Source organism: Nonomuraea sp. NPDC050680 (genome assembly GCF_040654555.1).
In the GTDB taxonomy this organism is placed as follows: Bacteria; Actinomycetota; Actinomycetes; order Streptosporangiales; family Streptosporangiaceae; genus Nonomuraea.
Genome location: NZ_JBFAIF010000004.1, coordinates 925,575 through 942,967, shown reverse-complemented (window position 1 = coordinate 942,967; position 17,393 = coordinate 925,575). Strand labels below are relative to the sequence as shown.

Genomic DNA, 17,393 nt, shown 5'->3' with positions numbered 1-17,393 from the left:
TTTGGGCCTGGGGGGGGCGGGCCCCGTCGGGGGCCCCCGCCGCGCGTGGCCGTGCCCGCCGCATCCGGAGAGCGTCCCTCGCTCATGTGCGACAGGGAAGGCGGCCCGACGCTGAAAGTTTCATACTTATTCAGATGTCTCTCGACGGATGAGATCGACTGATTCTGGCCGACTTGGATGGCGAGCGGTCAGAAAACTGGATGGGGATTCCATCGGAGTGTGCATTCTCGAAGGATGCGGCCAGATGGTCGTCCGCTGCGCCGGGATAAGCGGTCTTCCGTCATTCGGATAAGCATGCTTGACAGGCATGTCGGGCAGACCTATTTTCATTGCGAATCGATTCGATTCATTGTGCAGGTCGGGGTCCGACGTCCACCGGGGAGGACGTTGTGCCGGTTGCGCCGGGCGCCGTGGCGTCCGCCACGGCGCCCCCGGCCAGTGAGCCACCTGCCGGGCCTCAGCACGACTCCACCCCCCTGTTAGGAGATCCCCGTGCACGACTCCTCACCTCCTACGGCGCGCAGACCCCTCTGCTCCGGTCCCGCCGCCGAGGTGCCGCCCGCTTTCGCCGCCCCGGCCGCACCTCTCGACGGGCGGACCGCGTGCTGAAGATGACCGGCATCGTCAAGAGCTTTCTGGGCGTCCGGGTCCTCGATGGAGTCGATCTGGAGGTGTCCGCCGGCGAGGTGCACGCGGTGGTGGGGGAGAACGGCGCCGGCAAGTCGACGCTCATGAAGATCCTGGCCGGCGTGCACGCGCCGGACGCGGGGAGGATGGAGATCGACGGCCGGAGCGTGGCTTTCGGGCACCCCGTCCAGGCGCAGCGGGCCGGAGTGGCGATCATCCACCAGGAGCTCACCCTGCTGCCGGAGCGGACGGTGGCCGAGAACGTCTTCCTCGGGCGGGAACCCGTTCGGTGGGGGCTCGTCGACCGGGCCGCGATGGAGTCGGCGACCGGTGAGCTGCTGAGCTCTCTCGGCGAGGAGTCGTTCGGGCCGCGCGATCTCGTCCGGCGGCTCTCGATCGCGCGGCAGCAGGTCGTCGAGATCGCCAAGGCACTGTCGCTGAACGCCCGGATCGTGGTCATGGACGAGCCGACCGCCGCCCTGGCGGACCACGAGGTGGAACTGCTCTACACGCTGGTGCGGCGGCTCACCGGGCGCGGCATCGCGGTCCTGTACATCTCGCACCGGCTCCGCGAGATCTTCGATCTCGCCGACCGGATCACCGTGCTCAAGGACGGTGCCCGGGTCACCACCGCGGCGGCCTCGACCTTGGACACTCCGGCTCTGGTCCGCCTGATGGTCGGCCGGGAACTTGACTCCTACTTCCCTCCCCGCGCGGCGGAACCGCCCGGAGAGGTGATGCTGAGCGTGCGCGGCGGCGCCACCGCCAGGCTGCACGGAATCGACCTCGACCTACGCGCGGGGGAGATCGTCGGGGTGGCCGGGTTGCAAGGCTCGGGCCGCACCGAGCTGGCCAAGGCGCTGTTCGGCGCGGAGCCCTTCACCAGCGGCGAGATGACGCCCTGCCTTCCCCGAACGGCCCGCGAGGGCATAACCGCCGGGATCGGCCTGGTCACCGAGGACCGCAAGGCCGAAGGGCTCCTGCTGAACCAGCGGGTGCGCGACAACGCCCTGCTCGTCGCCCGGACCGCCCGGATGCCCCGGCCTGGTATCGAACGGCTGCTGGAGCGGGTGCGGCTCAGCCCGCCCCGGCCCACGCAGGAGGTCCGGCTGCTGTCCGGGGGCAACCAGCAGAAGGTCGTGCTGGCCAAATGGATGGCGGTCGCGCCGCGCGTCCTGCTGTTCGACGAGCCCACCCGTGGCATCGACGTCGGCGCCAAGGCCGCCATCCACGAATTGATGCGCGAACTCGCCCGCGACGGGACGGCCGTCCTGATGATCTCCTCCGAGCTCCCCGAGCTCATCGGCATGAGCGATCGCATCGTGGTGCTGCGGGACGGCCGCGTCGCCGGAGAGCTGCCCCCCGGCTCCACCGAGGAGGCCGTGATGCACCTGGCGGCCGCCTCATGACCCAGCAGCTGAAGCTGCGGCGCGTCGCGGCCGAGGGTTCGTTCCTGCGGCGGCTGTCGGCCGACCGGCCCGCGCGTGCCGTCTACGTGGCGCTGGCCCTGCTCATCCTGCTGGGATGGCTGCTGTTCGCCCTGGACGGCGGCCGGTTCCTCAGCCAGGAGAACATCGTCGGCATTCAGCAGCGATCGGCGGCACTGGGCATCGTCGCGGTTGGTCAGACCCTGGTGATCCTGGCCGGGAGCCTGGACCTCTCGGTGGCCTACCTGATCAGCCTGACCTCGCTGGTCGCGGCCGAGATCATGGGGGGCGCCGACGCGAACGTGCCGGCCGCGGTCGCCGCGGTGCTGGCGGTGAGCGCGCTGGCCGGACTGGTGAACGGCCTGATCGTCACGAGGCTCCGGGTGCACGCCTTCATCGCCACGCTCGGGGTCGCGCTGATCATCAGAGGGGTGCTTGACGATCGGTACGACGGGCCGGCGGGCAGCGTGCCCGATTCCTTCCAGCATCTCGGGTACGACCGCATCGGGCTGCTGCCGGTGTCGGCGCTGCTGTGGGCCGCGGTGGCGGCGTCCGCAGGGCTCCTGCTCAGCCGGACGCGCCTGGGGTACCGGATCTACGCGGTGGGCGGGGATGCCGCGGTCGCGCGGCTGTCGGGAGTCCGTACCGAGCGGGTCGTGGTCACCGCCCACGTGCTCTGCTCGGTCTGCGCCGGGATCGCCGGGCTGCTGCTCGCCTCCCGGCTCGGGGCCGGCGCACCGACGGTCGGGACCGACGGGGGATACGACCTGGAGTCGATCGCCGCGGTCGTGATCGGCGGGACGGCTCTGGCCGGAGGCCGCGGCGGGGTCGCCGGGACCGTCGGCGGAGTCCTGCTCCTGGCCGTCCTCGACAGCATCTTCAACCAGATGGAGGTCAACTCCTTCGCCAAGGACGTCGTGCGCGGCGTGGTCCTGGTGGCCGCCTTGGCTGTCTACGCCCGCGGGAGGCGGACCGCATGAGACGCGCACTGCCGATCTTCGTGGTGCTGGCCGGGCTGCTGGCGGCCATCGCGGTCGCCAGCCCGTACTTCCTGGAGCCGCCCGCACTCCTCGCCTTCGGCAGAAGGGCCGCACCGCTGGTGATCCTCGCGGCCGGGCAATACTTCGTCATTGTGTCCGGCGAGTTCGACCTGTCGGTCGGCTCGCTCGTCACCGCCGAGGTGGTGATCGCGGCTCGGCTGCTCGACGGCTCCGCGGAGGCGACCTGGCCCGTGCTGGTCCTGCTGATCGTGGTCGGGCTGCTCATCGGGCTGGTCAACGGGATCGTCACCACTCTGCTCCGGGTCCCGTCGTTCATCACGACACTCGGCATGCTGCTGATCCTGTCCGGAGCGATCTTCCTGTGGACGGGCGGCGCGCCCCGGGGCGCCCTGTCCCCGCAGTTCCGGGAGCTGGGCCGGGGGAGTCTCGGCCCGGTGCCCTGGTCGGTCCTGGTCCTCGTCGTGGTGGCGGCGTGCGCGATCCGTGCGATGCGGGCCGGCTTCGGCCACACGCTGATCGCGGCCGGTGACAACGACCGGGCAGCGGCTCTGTCCGGCGTCCGCGTCGCCCGGGTGCGGACGGTGGCGTTCATGGTCTCCGGGCTGTCCGCAGCGGTCGCCGCGATCCTGCTCGGTGGCTTCGCCGGGGTGTCCGCGCAGGTCGGCCAGGGGCTGGAGTTCCAGGCCATCACCGCCGTCGTGCTGGGCGGCGTGGTCCTCGGCGGCGGTCGCGGCTCCGTGGTCGCCGCGATGGCGGGCGCTTTCACCCTGGAGGCGCTGTTCACCCTGCTCAACCTGTACGGCATCTCGGGGGCCCTGGAGCCGGCCGTGCAGGGGGTCATCATCATCGCCGCGGTGGCGCTGGGAGCGGTCAGCTTCCCGCGCAGAAGAGCCGTGGCCGCCTGACCGACCCGATGAAAGGAACGACCATGCACATCACTTCGCGACAGTTTCTCGCCGCCGCCGCGCTGGCCGGACTGACGCTGCCGATAGCCGCCTGCACCACCGACAAACCCACCACCTCCGTCAAGGCCTCCGCCGGGGCGGCTTCGGCCGAGCCGGCCGACAAGGGCACCGGAGCCCAGTCGAAGTTCTTCGTCCAGGCCGACTACGACGCCCAGATGGCGATGCGCAAGGCACAGCCGACCGGTCCCGCCGACAAGCCGTGGGAGCAGAGCATCGACCCGCAGTTGATCGACACCGCCAGGTACAAGAAGGCAGGGCCGTACCACCTGTGCTTCTCCAACGCCGCGGTCGACAACCCCTGGCGGCAGGTCGGCTGGAAGACCATGCAGGCCGAGGCCGCCCTGCACAAGGAGATCACGCGCTTCACCGCGCTGGACGCCGAAGGCAAGGACGACAAGCAGATCTCCGACATCGCCGAGCTGCAGGGCAAGGGCTGCGACGTGCTGATCGTCTCGCCCAACACCACCGCGACGCTGACTCCCGCGGTGTCCGGGGCCTGCGCGAAAGTGCCCGTCATCGTGTTCGACCGGGGGGTGCGGACCGACTGCCCGGTCACCTTCATCAAGCCGATCGGCGGCTACGCCTTCGGTGCCGAGGCGGCCGAGTTCCTCATCGACAAGGTCCGGCCCGGCGGGAAGATCCTCGCGCTGCGCATCCTGCCCGGCGTGGACGTGCTGGAGACCCGGTGGTCGGCGGCGAAGGTCGCCTTCGACAAGAGCGACCTCAAGGTCGTCGGCGTGGAGTTCACCGACGGCGACGCCGCCAAGACCAAGAGCATCGTCAGCGACTACATCCAGCGTTACGGCACGATCGACGGGGTCTGGATGGACGCGGGCGCCACCGCCGTCGCGGCCGTCGAGGCGTTCGAGGACGCGGGCCTGCCCGTACCGCCGATCAACGGCGAGGACCAGCAGGACTTCCTGAAGAAGTGGAGCGACGCGAAGCTGACCGCGATCGCCCCGACCTATCCGACCTACCAGTGGCGCACTCCCGTCATCGCGGCCCTCAAGATCTTGAAGGGTGAGCAGGTGCCGAAGGCCTGGAACCTGCCGGAACCGACGATCACCCAGGAGAATCTCGCCACCTACCTCAAGTCCGGCATGCCGCCGCTGCATTACGCCCTGTGCGGCTGCGAGGATCTGCCCGGCTACCCCGGGAAGTGGGGCGGCACGTCGTGATCGGCGTCAACACGTGGGTCTGGGTCTCGCCACTCACCGACGAGTCCCTTGCCGCCCTCGCGCCGCGGATCGCGACATGGGGATTCGACGTCGTGGAACTGCCGGTCGAGCACCCCGGTGACTGGGACCCGGGCAGGGCGGCGGCCCTCCTGGACGGGCTCGGCCTCGGCGCGTCGGTCGTGCTCACGATGCCACCGGGACGGGAGCTCGTCGGCGCCTCGCCCCAGCGCGTCCAGGAGACCCAGGACTACCTGCGGCACTGCGTGGACGTGGCGGTGACCGTCGGTGCGCCGGCGGTCAGCGGACCGGCCTACGCCTCCGTCGGCCGGACCTGGCGGATGAGCCTGGACGAGCGGCGCGCGGTCTACGGCGAGCTGAGGGAGAACCTGAAGCCGGTCGTCGCCTACGCGGCCGAACGCGGGGTCCGGATCGGCGTCGAACCGCTCAACCGGTACGAGACCAGTGTCATCAACACCGTCGAGCAGGCGCTCGAAGCCCTTCCGGAGGAATGCGACCTCGCTCTCGACACCTACCACATGAACATCGAGGAGAAGGACCCCCTCGCGGCCGTCCGGCTGGCGGGGGCCAGGATCGCGCACATCCAGGTGTGCGGGACCGACCGGGGCACGCCCGGCGACGACCACTTCGACTGGCCGGGTTTCGCCGCGGCCGTGCGCGACGCGGGCTACACCGGCCCGCTCGTGATCGAGTCCTTCACCGCCGACAACCTCACCATCGCGACCGCCGCATCCATCTGGCGTCCCCTCGCCCCGAGCCAGGACGCCCTCGCCACAGAAGGGCTGGCCTTCCTACGCACCTTGTCACCTGACCGACAACCCCCGCGCTGAGCCCGGATCCCTGCCATCGAGGACCCGGCCCTCCTTCGCGCTTTCAACGCCGCCTGACCCGGCTACCTTTGGAGACCCCTCATGCGAAGATCACGCCTGCTCCACGTTCTGATCGCCGCCGCGGTGACGCTGATGTTCACCGTGGTGCCGGCTTACGCGGCCGCCCCGCTGTTCAAGGTGCTGTTGTTCACCAAGACCGCGGCCGGCGCATATCGGCATGACTCCATCGACGCGGGCGTCGCGATGTTCCAGCAGTTGGCCGCGGCCAACAACTTCCAGGTGGATCGCAGCGAGGACGCGAGCGTCTTCAACACGACGACGCTGAACACCTACGACGCCGTGATCATGTTACAGACGTCCGGCATGGTCTGGGACACCGACGCCCAGCGCCAGGCCGTCCAGGCGTACCTGCGCGGCGGCCACGGCATCGTGGCGATCCACAACGCCACCGACATGAACATCGAGAGCTCCTTTCCCTGGTGGGACCAGGTGGTGATGGGCGGCGCCCACATGACCCAGCACTCGGCGATCGTGGCGGGCACCGCCAAGGTCGCCGACAAGGTCCACCCCTCGACCAAGGGCCTGCCGGACCGCTGGGGGCGCACCGAGGAGTGGTACAACTTCGACAAGAACATGCGCGGGTCCGTCCACGTGCTGGCCACCGCGGACGAGACCACCTACGACGCCGGTTCGTCCAAGATGGGCGCCGACCACCCGATCTCCTGGTGTCAGAACCCCGAAGGTGGCCGAATGTGGGCCACCGCCATGGGCCACCAGGCATCGGCCTACTCCGAGCCCGCGTTCCAGCAGCACCTGCTCGGCGGAGTGAAGTGGGCGGCCGGCGCGGCGCCGGGCGACTGTGGCGGCACGGTCACGGCCCGGTTCCAGAAGGTGACGCTCGACGGCGCGCCGGACCAGCCGATGGAGCTGGACGTGGCCGCCGACGGCAGGGTCTTCTACATCTCGCGCTCGGGCAAGGTGAACATGATCCCCGCCGGCGGCGGGGGCACGCGCGTCATCGCCACCCTGCCGGTGTACGACGGTGGCGAGGACGGCGGGGTCGGACTGGCGCTGGATCCCGGCTTCGCCACCAACGGCTGGATCTACGTCAACTACTCGCCGGCCAACGGCGGTGAGGTGAACCGGGTCTCGCGGTTCGCCTTCAACGGCACCAGCCTCGACCTGGCCGGCGAGAAGAAGATCATCGAGGTTCCGGCGTACCGCAATGTCGACGAGCCAGGCCACACCGGCGGTTACCTGGCATTCGGCCCGGCCGGCAACCTGTACGTCGGGCCCGGTGACGACACCAACCCCAACGGCTCCAGTGGCTACGCACCGATCGACGAACGGCCCGGCCGCGAGCACTACGACGCTCAGCGTTCCGCGGCCAACACCAACGACCTTCGCGGCAAGATCCTGCGCATCCACCCCGAGACCGACGGCACCTACACGATCCCGTCGGGAAACCTCTTCGCGTCCGGCACCGCCAAGACCCGCCCCGAGATCTACGCGATGGGCTTCCGCAACCCCTTCCGCTTCTCGGTCGACAAGGACACCGGCTGGATCTCGGTGGGTGACTACGGCCCCGACGCGGGCAGCGCGAACTCCAACCGCGGCCCCGAGGGCACCGTCGAATGGAACCTGATCAAGCAGCCGGGCTACTACGGCTGGCCCTACTGCGTCGGCAACAACATCCCGTTCAACGACTTCAACTTCGCCACCAACACCTCCGGCGCGAAGTTCAACTGCTCGGCGCCGGTCAACGACTCGCCCAACAACACCGGCCTGACCAGCCTGCCCGCAGCCAAGCCTGCCACGGTCTGGTACAACTACCACGCCTCGGCCGAGTTCCCGGAGATCGACTGCTGTGGCGGCGCGGCCCCGATGGGCGGCCCCTTCTACCACTACGACCCGGCGAGCGCCTCGGACCGCAAGTTCCCGGAGTACTTCGACAAGACTCCGTTCGTCTACGAGTGGAGCCGCAACTTCGTCAAGGAGTTCCGCCTCGACTCCTCCGGCAACCTCCTGAAGATCAGTCCGTTCGTCGCGCAGCTCGCTCCGCACGCGCCCATCGACATGAAGTTCGGCCCCGACGGGGCCCTGTACTACGCCGACTGGGGCAATGGCTTCGGCCACGACAACACCGACGACGGCATCTACCGGGTCGACTATGTCGTCGGAAACCGCGCACCCATCGCCAAGGCGAGTGCCAACCCCGATTCCGGCCAGGCGCCGCTGACCGTCGCCTTCTCCTCCGCCGGCTCGTCCGACCCGGACGGCGACGCCATCACCTACGCGTGGGACTTCGGCGACGGCGGCACCTCCACCAGCGCCAACCCGTCCCACACTTACAGCGCCAACGGCACCTACACCGCCAAGCTGACCGTGCGTGACTCAAGCGGGAAGACGGGCACCGTCACTCTGACCATCGGCGTCGGCAACACCCGTCCCAAGGTCGTCTTCTCGGCTCCGCCCGACGGCGGGTTCATCGACTTCGGCGACCAGGTGGCCTACACGGTGAACGTCACCGACCCCGAGGACGGCACCATCGACTGCACCAAGGTGAACGTGATCACCGCTCTCGGCCACGACCAGCACGCCCACGACACCGGCCAGTACACCGGCTGCTCGGGGACCGTGACGACCACCGCCTCCGGCCATGATGAAGCCTCCAACGTCTACTACGTCGTGTCGGCCGACTACACCGACAAGGACGGGCTGAAGGGCAGCACCGGCGTCACCCTGCAGCCCAAGCACAAGCAGGCCGAGTTCTCCACCGGCTCATCCGGCATCCGGGTCGTCGACGAAACCGGAGCCGAGGGCGGCAGGCGCATCGGCGACATCTCGAACAACGACTGGATCTCCTTCACGCCGATGAACGTGACCGGGATCGACACGGTGTCCTTCCGCGTCTCGGCGCCGTCCAACACCGGGGCGTCCATCGAGCTGCACGCCGACTCGCCGACCGGGGCGCTCATCGCCTCCAGCCCCGTGCCGGCGACCGGGGGATGGAACACCTACGCCTCCCTGCCCGCGGTGCGGGTCACCGACCCCGGTGGCACCCACAACATCTTCATCGTCTTCAAGGCGCCGTCGGCGAACGCGTTCGACGTCGACTCCTTCACCTTCGCGGGCAAGGGCGTCGGGCAGGGCGGCCCCTCGGGGAGCGCGGGTGCGCTGAAGGGTGTGGGGTCGGGGCGGTGTCTGGATGTCAATGGTGCTTCGCCGGCCAATGGTGCGCAGGCGCGGATCTGGGATTGTAGTGGGCAGTCCGATCAGCAGTGGACTGCTACCAGCGCGGGTGAGTTGCGGGCGTCCGGTGGTAAGTGCCTGGATGTCAACGGGGCGGGTACGGCGGACGGCTCCGGGGTGATCGTCTGGGACTGTAACGGTCAGAACAACCAGAAGTGGCGCGTCAACGCCGATGGCACGATCACGGCTGTCGGGGCGAACAAGTGCCTGGATGTGTCCGGGGCCGGCACGGCCAATGGCACCAAGGTGCAGATCTGGACGTGCAACGGCCAGAACAACCAGAAGTGGAACCGCGTCTGATCCCGAGGTGACGCTCGGACCCTGGAGCCGGCCGCTCGCTGCGGACCGGCTCCAGGGGGCGTACAGCTCCCGCCGTGACGCGGGTGGTTCGGCCCGCGGCATCTGCTTCGCATGCGATCAGCGAGCGGTCGGTGCCGACCACCCTGAGGACGGCTGACTCGAACAACTCTGAACGTTCAAGGGCGGTCACCCCGGCTCACGAGTGCGTCGAAGAGAGGCCAGCCGTCCATCTCCGTCTCCCTAGGGGGTGCGGGGAGGCCGTCGCGCGCCGCTGTCTCGTCGAGGAGCCGCCGGACGACTCCCGGCTCGTGGAGGTTGAGCAGATCTCCGCGACCATTGGTGACCGAGCCCGCGTACCAGTGCCCCTCGGCGACGTAGCGGCCGGGACCCGCGCGAAAGACGATGCGCAGGGTCACACCGGCACCCTCGCGGTGAAGAGAGAGGATCTCGCGGCATTCGGCATGTTTGTGATGTACCGACCACAGCCAGGTCGTATCTCCGACGACGAGGCTACGGAGCCGACGGTTGATCCCCATGCCCGCACTCTATGGGGCGATGCGGCAGCAGGCTCAGCTTCCCGGGCCCTCACCCTTTCGGGGAGAAGTGTGTAGCGGGTTGGCCGATACGCCCGACGTGCATCACTTTATGCAATTGACTGAATGCTTACAGTGATTGACGCTGGTTCTGGCCTCGCACAAAGCGACGGCCGCCAGTATGTGAAGGAGCCGATCGCATGGACTCTCCAGAACTCTTCACCCACGTCTACACCGCCGGCCAAGCATGCATACCCGAAGGTGGCTTGTGCAACGGCATCGCCGGGCCGGTAGGCGTATGCTGCCCGGGGCTGGTCTGCCACTCGCTCGCCCCCGACCTGTCCGTGTGCGGGCGCCGCTGTCGATGAAGATCGAATGGGGGCGGCAGACGGTGCTGGCCGGCCTGGCGGCCGGTGGGGCGGTGCTGGCGCGCACCGATACCGCGATCGGGGCGTATCTCAACGCCCCGGCGGCTCGCTGGCTGCGGCAGATCACCGCGACCGGGCTGGACGAACCGCCTGGTCAGACGGCCCTGACCTGCTTGCGGGTGTGGGCGAGCACGGGCCTCATCACGCTGGACGACCAGGCCGCGATCCTGGTCGCCGACCCCGCGATCGAGGAGTACGAGGAGCGCGGCCGGTCCCTACGGCGCGACCTGCTCCAGCGCGCCGCCCTGTTCCCCCGAGCCGACACTCCGACCCTGGCGGTCGGGGTGGGCCGTGACTGCGCCTACTGCGACCAGCTCCTGGCCGACCTGGCCGCCAACGCGCCCCTGCGGGTCGGCGGTGTGGTGGTGTCCGGCGAGGACCAGACTCGGCTGTTCGGAACCGTTCCCGGCACCGGACTCGATCGGCTGGCCGAGCCAGCCGAGCCAGCCGAGCTGGCCGAGCCGGGCGAGCTGGCCGAGCCGGGCGAGCTGGCCGAGCTGGCCGAGCTGGGCGAGCTGGGCGAGCTGGGCGAGCTGGCCCGAGCGGCCGCCCCCCTCGGCACGCCCAGCGGCGTGCTGCTCCACCCGGGAACGCCGCCACGGATCCTGGAGGGCTACCACCAGGTGAGCGCCGCGATCGTGTCGATGCTCGGGGACGAACCCGGCCGGGTCGTGGTGGAGACGCCCAGTTCCTGCTCGGTGAACGTCACCTCCGGTGAGGGCACCTCGGTGCGGCCGATACGCGCCGGCGACCGCGTCGTGGGGATCGCCACCCGGGGCGCGGTCACCGGCGAACTCGACGGCTGGCTGTCGGCGCACACCGCCGACGCCCCGTACGCGCCGGTCACCCTCACCATCGAACGGCCCAGGAACCTGTATCTGGTGTATCGGGGCGGCGCGATGATCGCCCGGCACAGAACGCCGGCCGACACCATCGCCTGCCTGCGGGCCATGCTGGCCGGATACGCCGACCACGCCGGTGCCGCCGAGGGTGAGGCCGACGTCGACTGCGGGGTGCTGTGGCACCCCGACCACGCGGCCGTGCTCATCCCCAATCACTGGCTGTCGCCGATGGCCAAGAGGTCCTCCCGGCTGCGCCGCGGCGGCTGGCAGCTGTGCCCGCAACCGTATGTCCGGCTCAGCATGCGCGACGGTCAGGCGTGGGCGCGAGTGCAGCCGCTCGGCGAAGATCCCCGGATGGCGCCGGTCGCGTTCCTGGCCGTGGATGCACCGGCCCCGGCCACTGACGAGCAGCCCGCCCGCACCCCCAGCACCGAAGAACGCGCGGCGCAACTGGTGTGCTGGGCGGTCCGGCCGCTCACCCCGCCGCACCTGCACGCCCTGGCCGCCACCGCGCACCACATCCCCATCCGCACCCTCGGGCCTGACCCGATCCTCGCCGAACTCCCCGACCTGGTACTCGCGCGGGGAGCCGACTCACTTGAGCGGGTGAGAGCTGATTAAACCGTCCTTGACCTGTGTGGTTGCCGCCCAAGGTAAATTTCTGACCGGGTTCAAACAGATGACCGGGCCGTGACCAGCTGTGATAAGGCTGCCGTCAACCCTCTCATACAGTTCTGATCAGCGGCTTAACCTGCACTTACGCGCTCCTTGGCACTCTTGGGTCATCGGTACTTGAGGAGATGACGATGAACGCGAACGAGCCTCGCGAGCAGGGCGCCGGCGGCTGGAGCCAGTTCGGCGACCAGCCGCCCTCCGCCGGGGGCTTTCCCCGGCGAGACACCGTGATCATGAACCAGCCTCCGCCTCCCAAGCCGCCCAGGCAGGGCTTCTCGCTCGGGCGGAAGACGATCGCCGGGCTCGCCCTGGCGGCCGTGGCCGTGGGGGGTGGCGCAGTGGGGGCCGTCGCCGCCACGGCGTTCCAGGACACCCGTGTCGTCTCCGCGCCGAGCCCGGTCTTCAAGGCGGCCTCCAACCAGCTCACCGTGGCCCAGGTCGCGCAGAAGGTGCAGCCGTCGGTCGTGATGATCCAGGGGCAGACCGGCGAGGGGTCGGGCGTGGTGCTGTCCGACGACGGGCTCATCCTCACCAACAACCACGTGGTCGTCGGCGCCGGGCAGGGCGGGCAGATGACCGTCAAGTTCAACGACGGCAAGACGGCCAAGGCGACGGTCGTGGGCACCGACCCGTCCACCGACCTCGCGGTCATCAGGGCCGACGGCGTCTCGGGCCTGACCAAGGCCTCGCTCGGCGACAGCGACCAGCTCCAGGTCGGCGACGCCGTACTGGCCATCGGCAGCCCGCTCGGCCTCGACGGATCCGTCACCGCGGGCATCGTCAGCGCGCTCAACCGCACGGTCACCGTCGGCGGCGAGCAGGAGCAACAGCAGCAGCAGCTACCGCCCGGCTGGGGCCAGCAGCGGGAGCAGAGTCAGGACGGCGGCGGGGCGACGACGCTCGGCGACGCCATCCAGACCGACGCGGCCATCAACCCGGGCAACTCCGGTGGCGCGCTGGTCAACGCGGCCGGCCAGGTGATCGGCATCAACAGCGCGATCGCCACCAACGGCGGCAGCAGCGGCAACATCGGCGTCGGCTTCGCCATCCCGGTCAACACCGCCAAGCAGGTGTCCGACCAGCTCATCAGCGGTGGCAAGGTGACTCACGCGTTCCTCGGCGTGAGCGTCACCGACGCGACCGGCGATGTGCCCGGCGCCCTGATCCGCCAGGTCACCTCCGGAAGCCCCGCCGACAAGGCCGGGCTGAAGCAGGGCGACCTCATCACCAAGATCGGCAACACGCCGGTGGAGGGCGGAGATACAGTTGTTGGCCAGGTCAGAGGTTTCAAAGTAGGCCAACAGGTTCAGATCACTTATATGAGGGACGGAAAGTCGAGTAACCTCTCCGTCACCCTCGAAGAGAAGAAATAACCGGACCCCCTCACGGACGGGTGTGCCGTCGAGATCGCTGCGGACTCGGCGGCACACCCCCCGTTCAGGCGTTCCAAGAGGTCTCAGGAGAAGCGGCGGCCCTCGTCGCGCCGGTAGGCCCAGCCTGCGGCCAGCGCCGCGATCACGGTCCACACGCCGAGCATGATCACCGCCACCATGTTCGGGGAAGTGCCGGTCGTCACGGCCCAGATCAGCTCCCCCGCGCCACGGCTCGGCACGAACGGCGACACCTTCTGGACGAAGTCCGGCATGATCTGCGGCGGCAGGAACAGCCCGCCCAGGATAGCGATCGGGAAGAACACGACCTGCGACACGCCGATGGCCGCCTTCGAGGCCAGTACGAAGCCCAGGAACAGGCCGATCAGCATGAACGGCACCGCCCCGCCGAGCAGCGCGAGCAGCCCGATCAGCAGATTCGGCACCGTGATGGTCGCCTTGGTGAGCAGGGCCGCGATCACCACCACCGGGATCGTCGACACCAGCATCGTGGCCATCGTCGTGAGGATCCGCCCGGCGAAGCGGGGGAACGGTCCAGCGGGCAGCGTACGCACGTAGGGGTTCCACGGTAGCTCGCGGTCCTGCGCGACCGTGATGCTGAGCCCCATGAGCGCGGCCGACATGGCGCCGATCAGCATCATCGACCCCGTCGCCCGCGTCGCGGCCACCGGATCGTCTCCCGTGAACGGCACCACGAACGCCAGCATCGACGCGGCCGGGAAGAACGAGCTGGCGACCAGGCCGATCGGCACCCGGATCTGCTCCAGCATCAGATAGCGGGTGTGGGCCAGGATCAGGCTAGACATGCTCGGTCTCCTTTGCGGTGATGGCGAGGAAGGCTTCCTCGAGCGAGGTCGGCCTGATCTCCAGACCGGAGAACGGCGTGCCGCTCCGCACCAGCTCGACGACCAGCCGGTCGGGGTCGGTGGTCACCAGGTTGATCCGGCCGTCCGCACGCTCGCTGGCGAGTACGCCGGGCAGTTCGGGCAGGTCCTCGGCGACCAGCGAGACCCGCCGCACACCCACGATGTCGCGTATGGCCCGCACGGTGTCGTCGGCGAGCACCCGGCCGTGGCCGACGACCACGACCCGCTGGGCCAGGGCCTCGATCTCCTCCAGATAGTGGCTGGTGAGCAGGACCGTGCCGCCGCCCTCATGGAAGTCCTTGATGCCGTCCCAGAGCGCGCGCCTGGCCTCCACGTCGAGGCCGGTGGTCGGCTCGTCGAGGAAGACCATCCGCGGGTTGCCGGCGAAGGCCAGCGCCACGCCCAGCCGCCGCTTCTGGCCGCCGGACAGGCCACCGATCTGCCGCTTGACCAGGTCGTCGAGGCCGAACCGGGCGAGTAATTCCCCCTTATCCGCCTTTTCCGGGTAGTGGGCGGAGACGAAGTCGACGATCTCGCCGACCCTCAGCGATTCGGGCAGGCCCGTCTCCTGCGGTGTGACCCCGATGCCCCGGCGTACCACCGGATCCTGCGGGGAGCCGCCGAGCAGTTCGACCGTGCCGGACGTCTGCCGGCGCAGGCCGACGAACAGGTTGATCAGCGTCGACTTGCCCGCGCCGTTCGGGCCGAGCAGGCCGACCAGCTCTCCCGCCCTGATGTCGAGCGAGACGCGGTCGAGGGCCAGCACGTCGCCGTAGCGCCGGGTGACCTCCACCGTTCTGGCGAGGATGGTCATGGAGTGCCTCCTGCGGAGTCGAGTAGGGCGCGGATCGCCTTGGTGTAGTCGTCGAAGGCGACCCGGCCGCGCTTGGTGAGCGAGACGTAGGTGACCGGGGTACGGCCCTTGTGCGTCTTCGTGATCTGGACGTAGCCGACTTCCTCGAGCTTGGTCAGGTGGACCGAGAGGTTGCCGGCCGTCATGCCGAGCAGATCCTTGAGTGCCGGGAAGGCGATCTCGTCGCCTTCGCCCATCGTGTTGAGCGTCGCCACGACGCGTAGCCTGGCCTGCGCGTGGATCACCGGATCGAGCTCCGGAACGGCGCCGCCGACCGTCACCGGCACTGCCTCCGTCGCCACCACAGGCCCACGACGATCTGCCCGAAGCCGAGCAGCACCGCCGTCAGCAGCGCGTGCCAGCCGGGGCCGAGCAGCACGCCCAAGCCGTTGACGGCGATCACGCCGACGCCGACGAAGAACATCGGCCAGTACAGGAAGATCGCGCCGCCGGCCATGTACATGACGCCCACCACCAGCATGGAGACGCCCGACCAGAGCAGGCCGGCCTCCGCCTCCGGCAGCATCGGGCTGACCCGGATGGCGATGATCGACATCACCGCCATCCCGGCGAACCACGTGTAGCCGTACATCGTGCCCCTGGCCGAGCTCTCGCCCCGGACGCCCATGTTCATCCTGGTGATCTCGTACGCGGCCAGGGAGCCGGCGATCACCATGGAGATCATCAGGACGGCCAGCGCCTGCGTCTGGGAGATCGGCGCGTACGGCCTGCCGTCGAGCCCGTAGTGCAGGAAGAAGCAGGTGAAGCCGATCAACCACGCGACGCCCCAGGGGACGTACAGGAACAGGGGATCGCCCCTGAATCTTCGCACCGTGGCGGACCGCTGCTCCTCGATGAGGCGCAGGGTCTCCTCGGGGCTGGGGACCCGCTCACCGTCGTCTACCATGACAACTCCTCTTAGCACCAAACTGGTTTGTACTTTAAACCAGCTTGCGCCGCCAACACAACCCGCTGAGGCGAGGGGTGGTGTCGGGAGGAGTCAGACAGCGGCGAAGCCGCTGGTCCGCCAGGTGCCGCCGCTCGCGGTCACCGCGAACGCCTCGAGGTCGTCGGTCTCCTCCACCCAGTCGCGGGCCGCGTCGCCCATCGCGAACGCAGCCGTCGCGAAGGCGTCGACGGCGGTCAGGCGGGGGCCGACGAGGGTGATGGAGAGCAGCGCGTCGGCGGCGCGCCCGGTGTGGGGGTCGAGGATGTGCGGGCCCCGCTCGGCGCTGCCCGAGGTGGCTATGGCCAGGTCGTAGCCGCTGACCACGGTGCAGAGGGCGCCGGGCCGGGCGGGGTGCGCGATCCCGATCCGCCACGGCGAGGGACCGGGGCCGAGCTGGATGTCGCCGCCACCGTTGACGCAGTGGTGGGACGCGCCCGCCTCGGACAGCATCCGGGACGCCTCCTCGATCGCCCACCCCTTCACCAGGCCGGACGGGTCCAGGTGGCCGCCGTGACGCGTAGTGAAATATCCGTTCGTGGCGTGCTCCGTCTGCGCGCACAAAGCAAGCACCTGGGCCACCTCGGGCGGGCAGTCGGACATGTCGATCTCGCCCCGGTCCAAGAGGCTGATCGCGCTGTCCGGCCGGTAGGGAGAGAAGACCATGTCCACGTGGTGCAGCCAGGCGACCGCCCGCGCCACCGCGTCGTCGGCGTCGTGGCGTACGTCGAAGGAGAAGACCGTCCCCATCGCGTGCTCGACGTGACGGGTCATAGCCCGGCCCGGTCGATGGCGCTCTGCAGGGACCGGGTGTAGCCGTCGCTGGTGTAGGTGGCGCCGGAGACGGAGTCGATCTGGGCGCTCTGGGCGGACATGGTCTCGTCTTGAAGGATGGGCAGAGCCCTGTTGTTGATCTCGATGTCGCGCCGGTTCCCGTTCGGCTGCTGGAGCACCTGGACGCTGGAGATCTTGCCGCCGGCGACGCTGATCTGCACCTGCACAGGTCCCCAGCGCGTGTCGACCGCGTCGCCGTCGACCGTCCGGCTGGCCGCGGGCTTCTGGGGCTTGGCGGACTTCTGGGCCGTAGTGGACTTCTTGGTGCTGGTGGGTGACGGTGTCGCGGAGGTCTGGGTCTGGGCGATGGCGGCGGGCGGCTGGGTGGCGGCCCCGGTGACGTCGTGCGGCTTGAACGACAGCAGCAGCACCAGGCCGATGGCGGTGGTGACCACCGCGAGCAGCACTCTCTTCATGGCGGGAACCC

General features: G+C 69.4%; 15 protein-coding genes. 8 read left to right on the top strand and 7 right to left on the bottom strand.

Going from position 1 to position 17,393, the window contains the following annotated elements; translation table 11 throughout:
- Positions 1-611: 611 nt before the first annotated feature.
- The 6 genes from AB0H88_RS19940 to AB0H88_RS19915 all read left to right on the top strand — a co-directional run bounded on the left by AB0H88_RS19940 (position 612) and on the right by AB0H88_RS19915 (position 9,598).
- Positions 612-2,036: a sugar ABC transporter ATP-binding protein gene (locus tag AB0H88_RS19940; RefSeq protein WP_357646416.1), complete on the top strand. Its 1,425-nt coding sequence runs from the start codon at positions 612-614 to the stop codon at positions 2,034-2,036.
- On the top strand, positions 2,033-3,034 hold the full coding sequence (locus AB0H88_RS19935; RefSeq protein ID WP_357646374.1) for an ABC transporter permease: 1,002 nt from the start codon (positions 2,033-2,035) through the stop codon (positions 3,032-3,034). Before AB0H88_RS19940 ends, AB0H88_RS19935 begins: the two co-directional genes overlap by 4 nt.
- Complete coding sequence (locus AB0H88_RS19930; protein WP_357646372.1) at positions 3,031-3,960, top strand: ABC transporter permease; 930 nt, start codon at positions 3,031-3,033, stop codon at positions 3,958-3,960. The genes AB0H88_RS19935 and AB0H88_RS19930 overlap by 4 nt, the downstream gene beginning before the upstream one ends.
- Positions 3,961-3,983: 23 nt before the next feature.
- Positions 3,984-5,198: a substrate-binding domain-containing protein gene (locus AB0H88_RS19925; protein ID WP_357646370.1), complete on the top strand. Its 1,215-nt coding sequence runs from the start codon at positions 3,984-3,986 to the stop codon at positions 5,196-5,198.
- Positions 5,195-6,046 carry a sugar phosphate isomerase/epimerase family protein gene (locus AB0H88_RS19920; RefSeq protein ID WP_357646368.1) on the top strand — a complete coding sequence of 284 codons (852 nt, stop codon included), beginning with the start codon at positions 5,195-5,197 and terminating at the stop codon, positions 6,044-6,046. Before AB0H88_RS19925 ends, AB0H88_RS19920 begins: the two co-directional genes overlap by 4 nt.
- Positions 6,047-6,127: 81 nt before the next feature.
- Positions 6,128-9,598, top strand: coding sequence for a ThuA domain-containing protein (locus AB0H88_RS19915; protein ID WP_357646366.1), 3,471 nt, complete (start codon positions 6,128-6,130; stop codon positions 9,596-9,598).
- Positions 9,599-9,774: 176 nt separating this feature from the next.
- Here AB0H88_RS19915 and AB0H88_RS19910 read toward each other — a convergent pair whose 3' ends face one another.
- Positions 9,775-10,014 (bottom strand): hypothetical protein, encoded by a 240-nt coding sequence (locus tag AB0H88_RS19910; RefSeq protein ID WP_357646364.1) that lies wholly within the window; start codon positions 10,012-10,014, stop codon positions 9,775-9,777.
- A 481-nt stretch (positions 10,015-10,495) separates the two neighbouring features.
- On the opposite strand from AB0H88_RS19910, the gene AB0H88_RS19905 reads away from it, so the two are divergent.
- Positions 10,496-12,022: a hypothetical protein gene (locus tag AB0H88_RS19905; protein ID WP_357646363.1), complete on the top strand. Its 1,527-nt coding sequence runs from the start codon at positions 10,496-10,498 to the stop codon at positions 12,020-12,022.
- Between the two features lie 185 nt (positions 12,023-12,207).
- Positions 12,208-13,449, top strand: a complete 1,242-nt coding sequence (locus AB0H88_RS19900) for a trypsin-like peptidase domain-containing protein (RefSeq protein WP_357646362.1) — start codon at positions 12,208-12,210, stop codon at positions 13,447-13,449.
- 83 nt (positions 13,450-13,532) lie between these two features.
- Here the strand turns inward: AB0H88_RS19900 and AB0H88_RS19895 are convergent, their stop codons facing one another.
- From AB0H88_RS19895 to AB0H88_RS19870, 6 genes are all read right to left on the bottom strand, one after another.
- Entirely contained in the window at positions 13,533-14,273 is a 741-nt protein-coding gene (locus AB0H88_RS19895) for an ABC transporter permease (protein ID WP_357646360.1), read from the bottom strand.
- Entirely contained in the window at positions 14,266-15,147 is an 882-nt protein-coding gene (locus tag AB0H88_RS19890) for an ABC transporter ATP-binding protein (protein ID WP_357646358.1), read from the bottom strand. The genes AB0H88_RS19895 and AB0H88_RS19890 overlap by 8 nt, the downstream gene beginning before the upstream one ends.
- Positions 15,144-15,467 (bottom strand): transcriptional regulator, encoded by a 324-nt coding sequence (locus AB0H88_RS19885; RefSeq protein WP_357646356.1) that lies wholly within the window; start codon positions 15,465-15,467, stop codon positions 15,144-15,146. Before AB0H88_RS19885 ends, AB0H88_RS19890 begins: the two co-directional genes overlap by 4 nt.
- Positions 15,464-16,093, bottom strand: coding sequence for a hypothetical protein (locus tag AB0H88_RS19880; RefSeq protein ID WP_357646355.1), 630 nt, complete (start codon positions 16,091-16,093; stop codon positions 15,464-15,466). The genes AB0H88_RS19885 and AB0H88_RS19880 overlap by 4 nt, the downstream gene beginning before the upstream one ends.
- Before the next feature lie 93 nt (positions 16,094-16,186).
- A complete protein-coding gene (locus AB0H88_RS19875; RefSeq protein ID WP_357646353.1) occupies positions 16,187-16,906 on the bottom strand; it encodes an FAD:protein FMN transferase in 720 nt (239 codons plus the stop codon).
- A complete protein-coding gene (locus tag AB0H88_RS19870) occupies positions 16,903-17,382 on the bottom strand; it encodes an FMN-binding protein (RefSeq protein WP_357646351.1) in 480 nt (159 codons plus the stop codon). The genes AB0H88_RS19875 and AB0H88_RS19870 overlap by 4 nt, the downstream gene beginning before the upstream one ends.
- Positions 17,383-17,393: the final 11 nt, after the last annotated feature.

Excerpts from the sequence above, each read along its gene's own strand:
- AB0H88_RS19940 (WP_357646416.1), top strand. The coding sequence starts at position 612 with ATGACCGGCATCGTCAAGAGCTTTCTGGGCGTCCGGGTCCTCGATGGA.
- AB0H88_RS19935 (WP_357646374.1), top strand. The coding sequence starts at position 2,033 with ATGACCCAGCAGCTGAAGCTGCGGCGCGTCGCGGCCGAGGGTTCGTTC.
- AB0H88_RS19930 (WP_357646372.1), top strand. The coding sequence starts at position 3,031 with ATGAGACGCGCACTGCCGATCTTCGTGGTGCTGGCCGGGCTGCTGGCG.
- AB0H88_RS19925 (WP_357646370.1), top strand. The coding sequence starts at position 3,984 with ATGCACATCACTTCGCGACAGTTTCTCGCCGCCGCCGCGCTGGCCGGA.
- AB0H88_RS19915 (WP_357646366.1), top strand. The coding sequence starts at position 6,128 with ATGCGAAGATCACGCCTGCTCCACGTTCTGATCGCCGCCGCGGTGACG.
- AB0H88_RS19905 (WP_357646363.1), top strand. The coding sequence starts at position 10,496 with ATGAAGATCGAATGGGGGCGGCAGACGGTGCTGGCCGGCCTGGCGGCC.
- AB0H88_RS19900 (WP_357646362.1), top strand. The coding sequence starts at position 12,208 with ATGAACGCGAACGAGCCTCGCGAGCAGGGCGCCGGCGGCTGGAGCCAG.
- AB0H88_RS19895 (WP_357646360.1), bottom strand. The coding sequence starts at position 14,273 with ATGTCTAGCCTGATCCTGGCCCACACCCGCTATCTGATGCTGGAGCAG.
- AB0H88_RS19890 (WP_357646358.1), bottom strand. The coding sequence starts at position 15,147 with ATGACCATCCTCGCCAGAACGGTGGAGGTCACCCGGCGCTACGGCGAC.
- AB0H88_RS19880 (WP_357646355.1), bottom strand. The coding sequence starts at position 16,093 with ATGGTAGACGACGGTGAGCGGGTCCCCAGCCCCGAGGAGACCCTGCGC.
- AB0H88_RS19875 (WP_357646353.1), bottom strand. The coding sequence starts at position 16,906 with ATGACCCGTCACGTCGAGCACGCGATGGGGACGGTCTTCTCCTTCGAC.
- AB0H88_RS19870 (WP_357646351.1), bottom strand. The coding sequence starts at position 17,382 with ATGAAGAGAGTGCTGCTCGCGGTGGTCACCACCGCCATCGGCCTGGTG.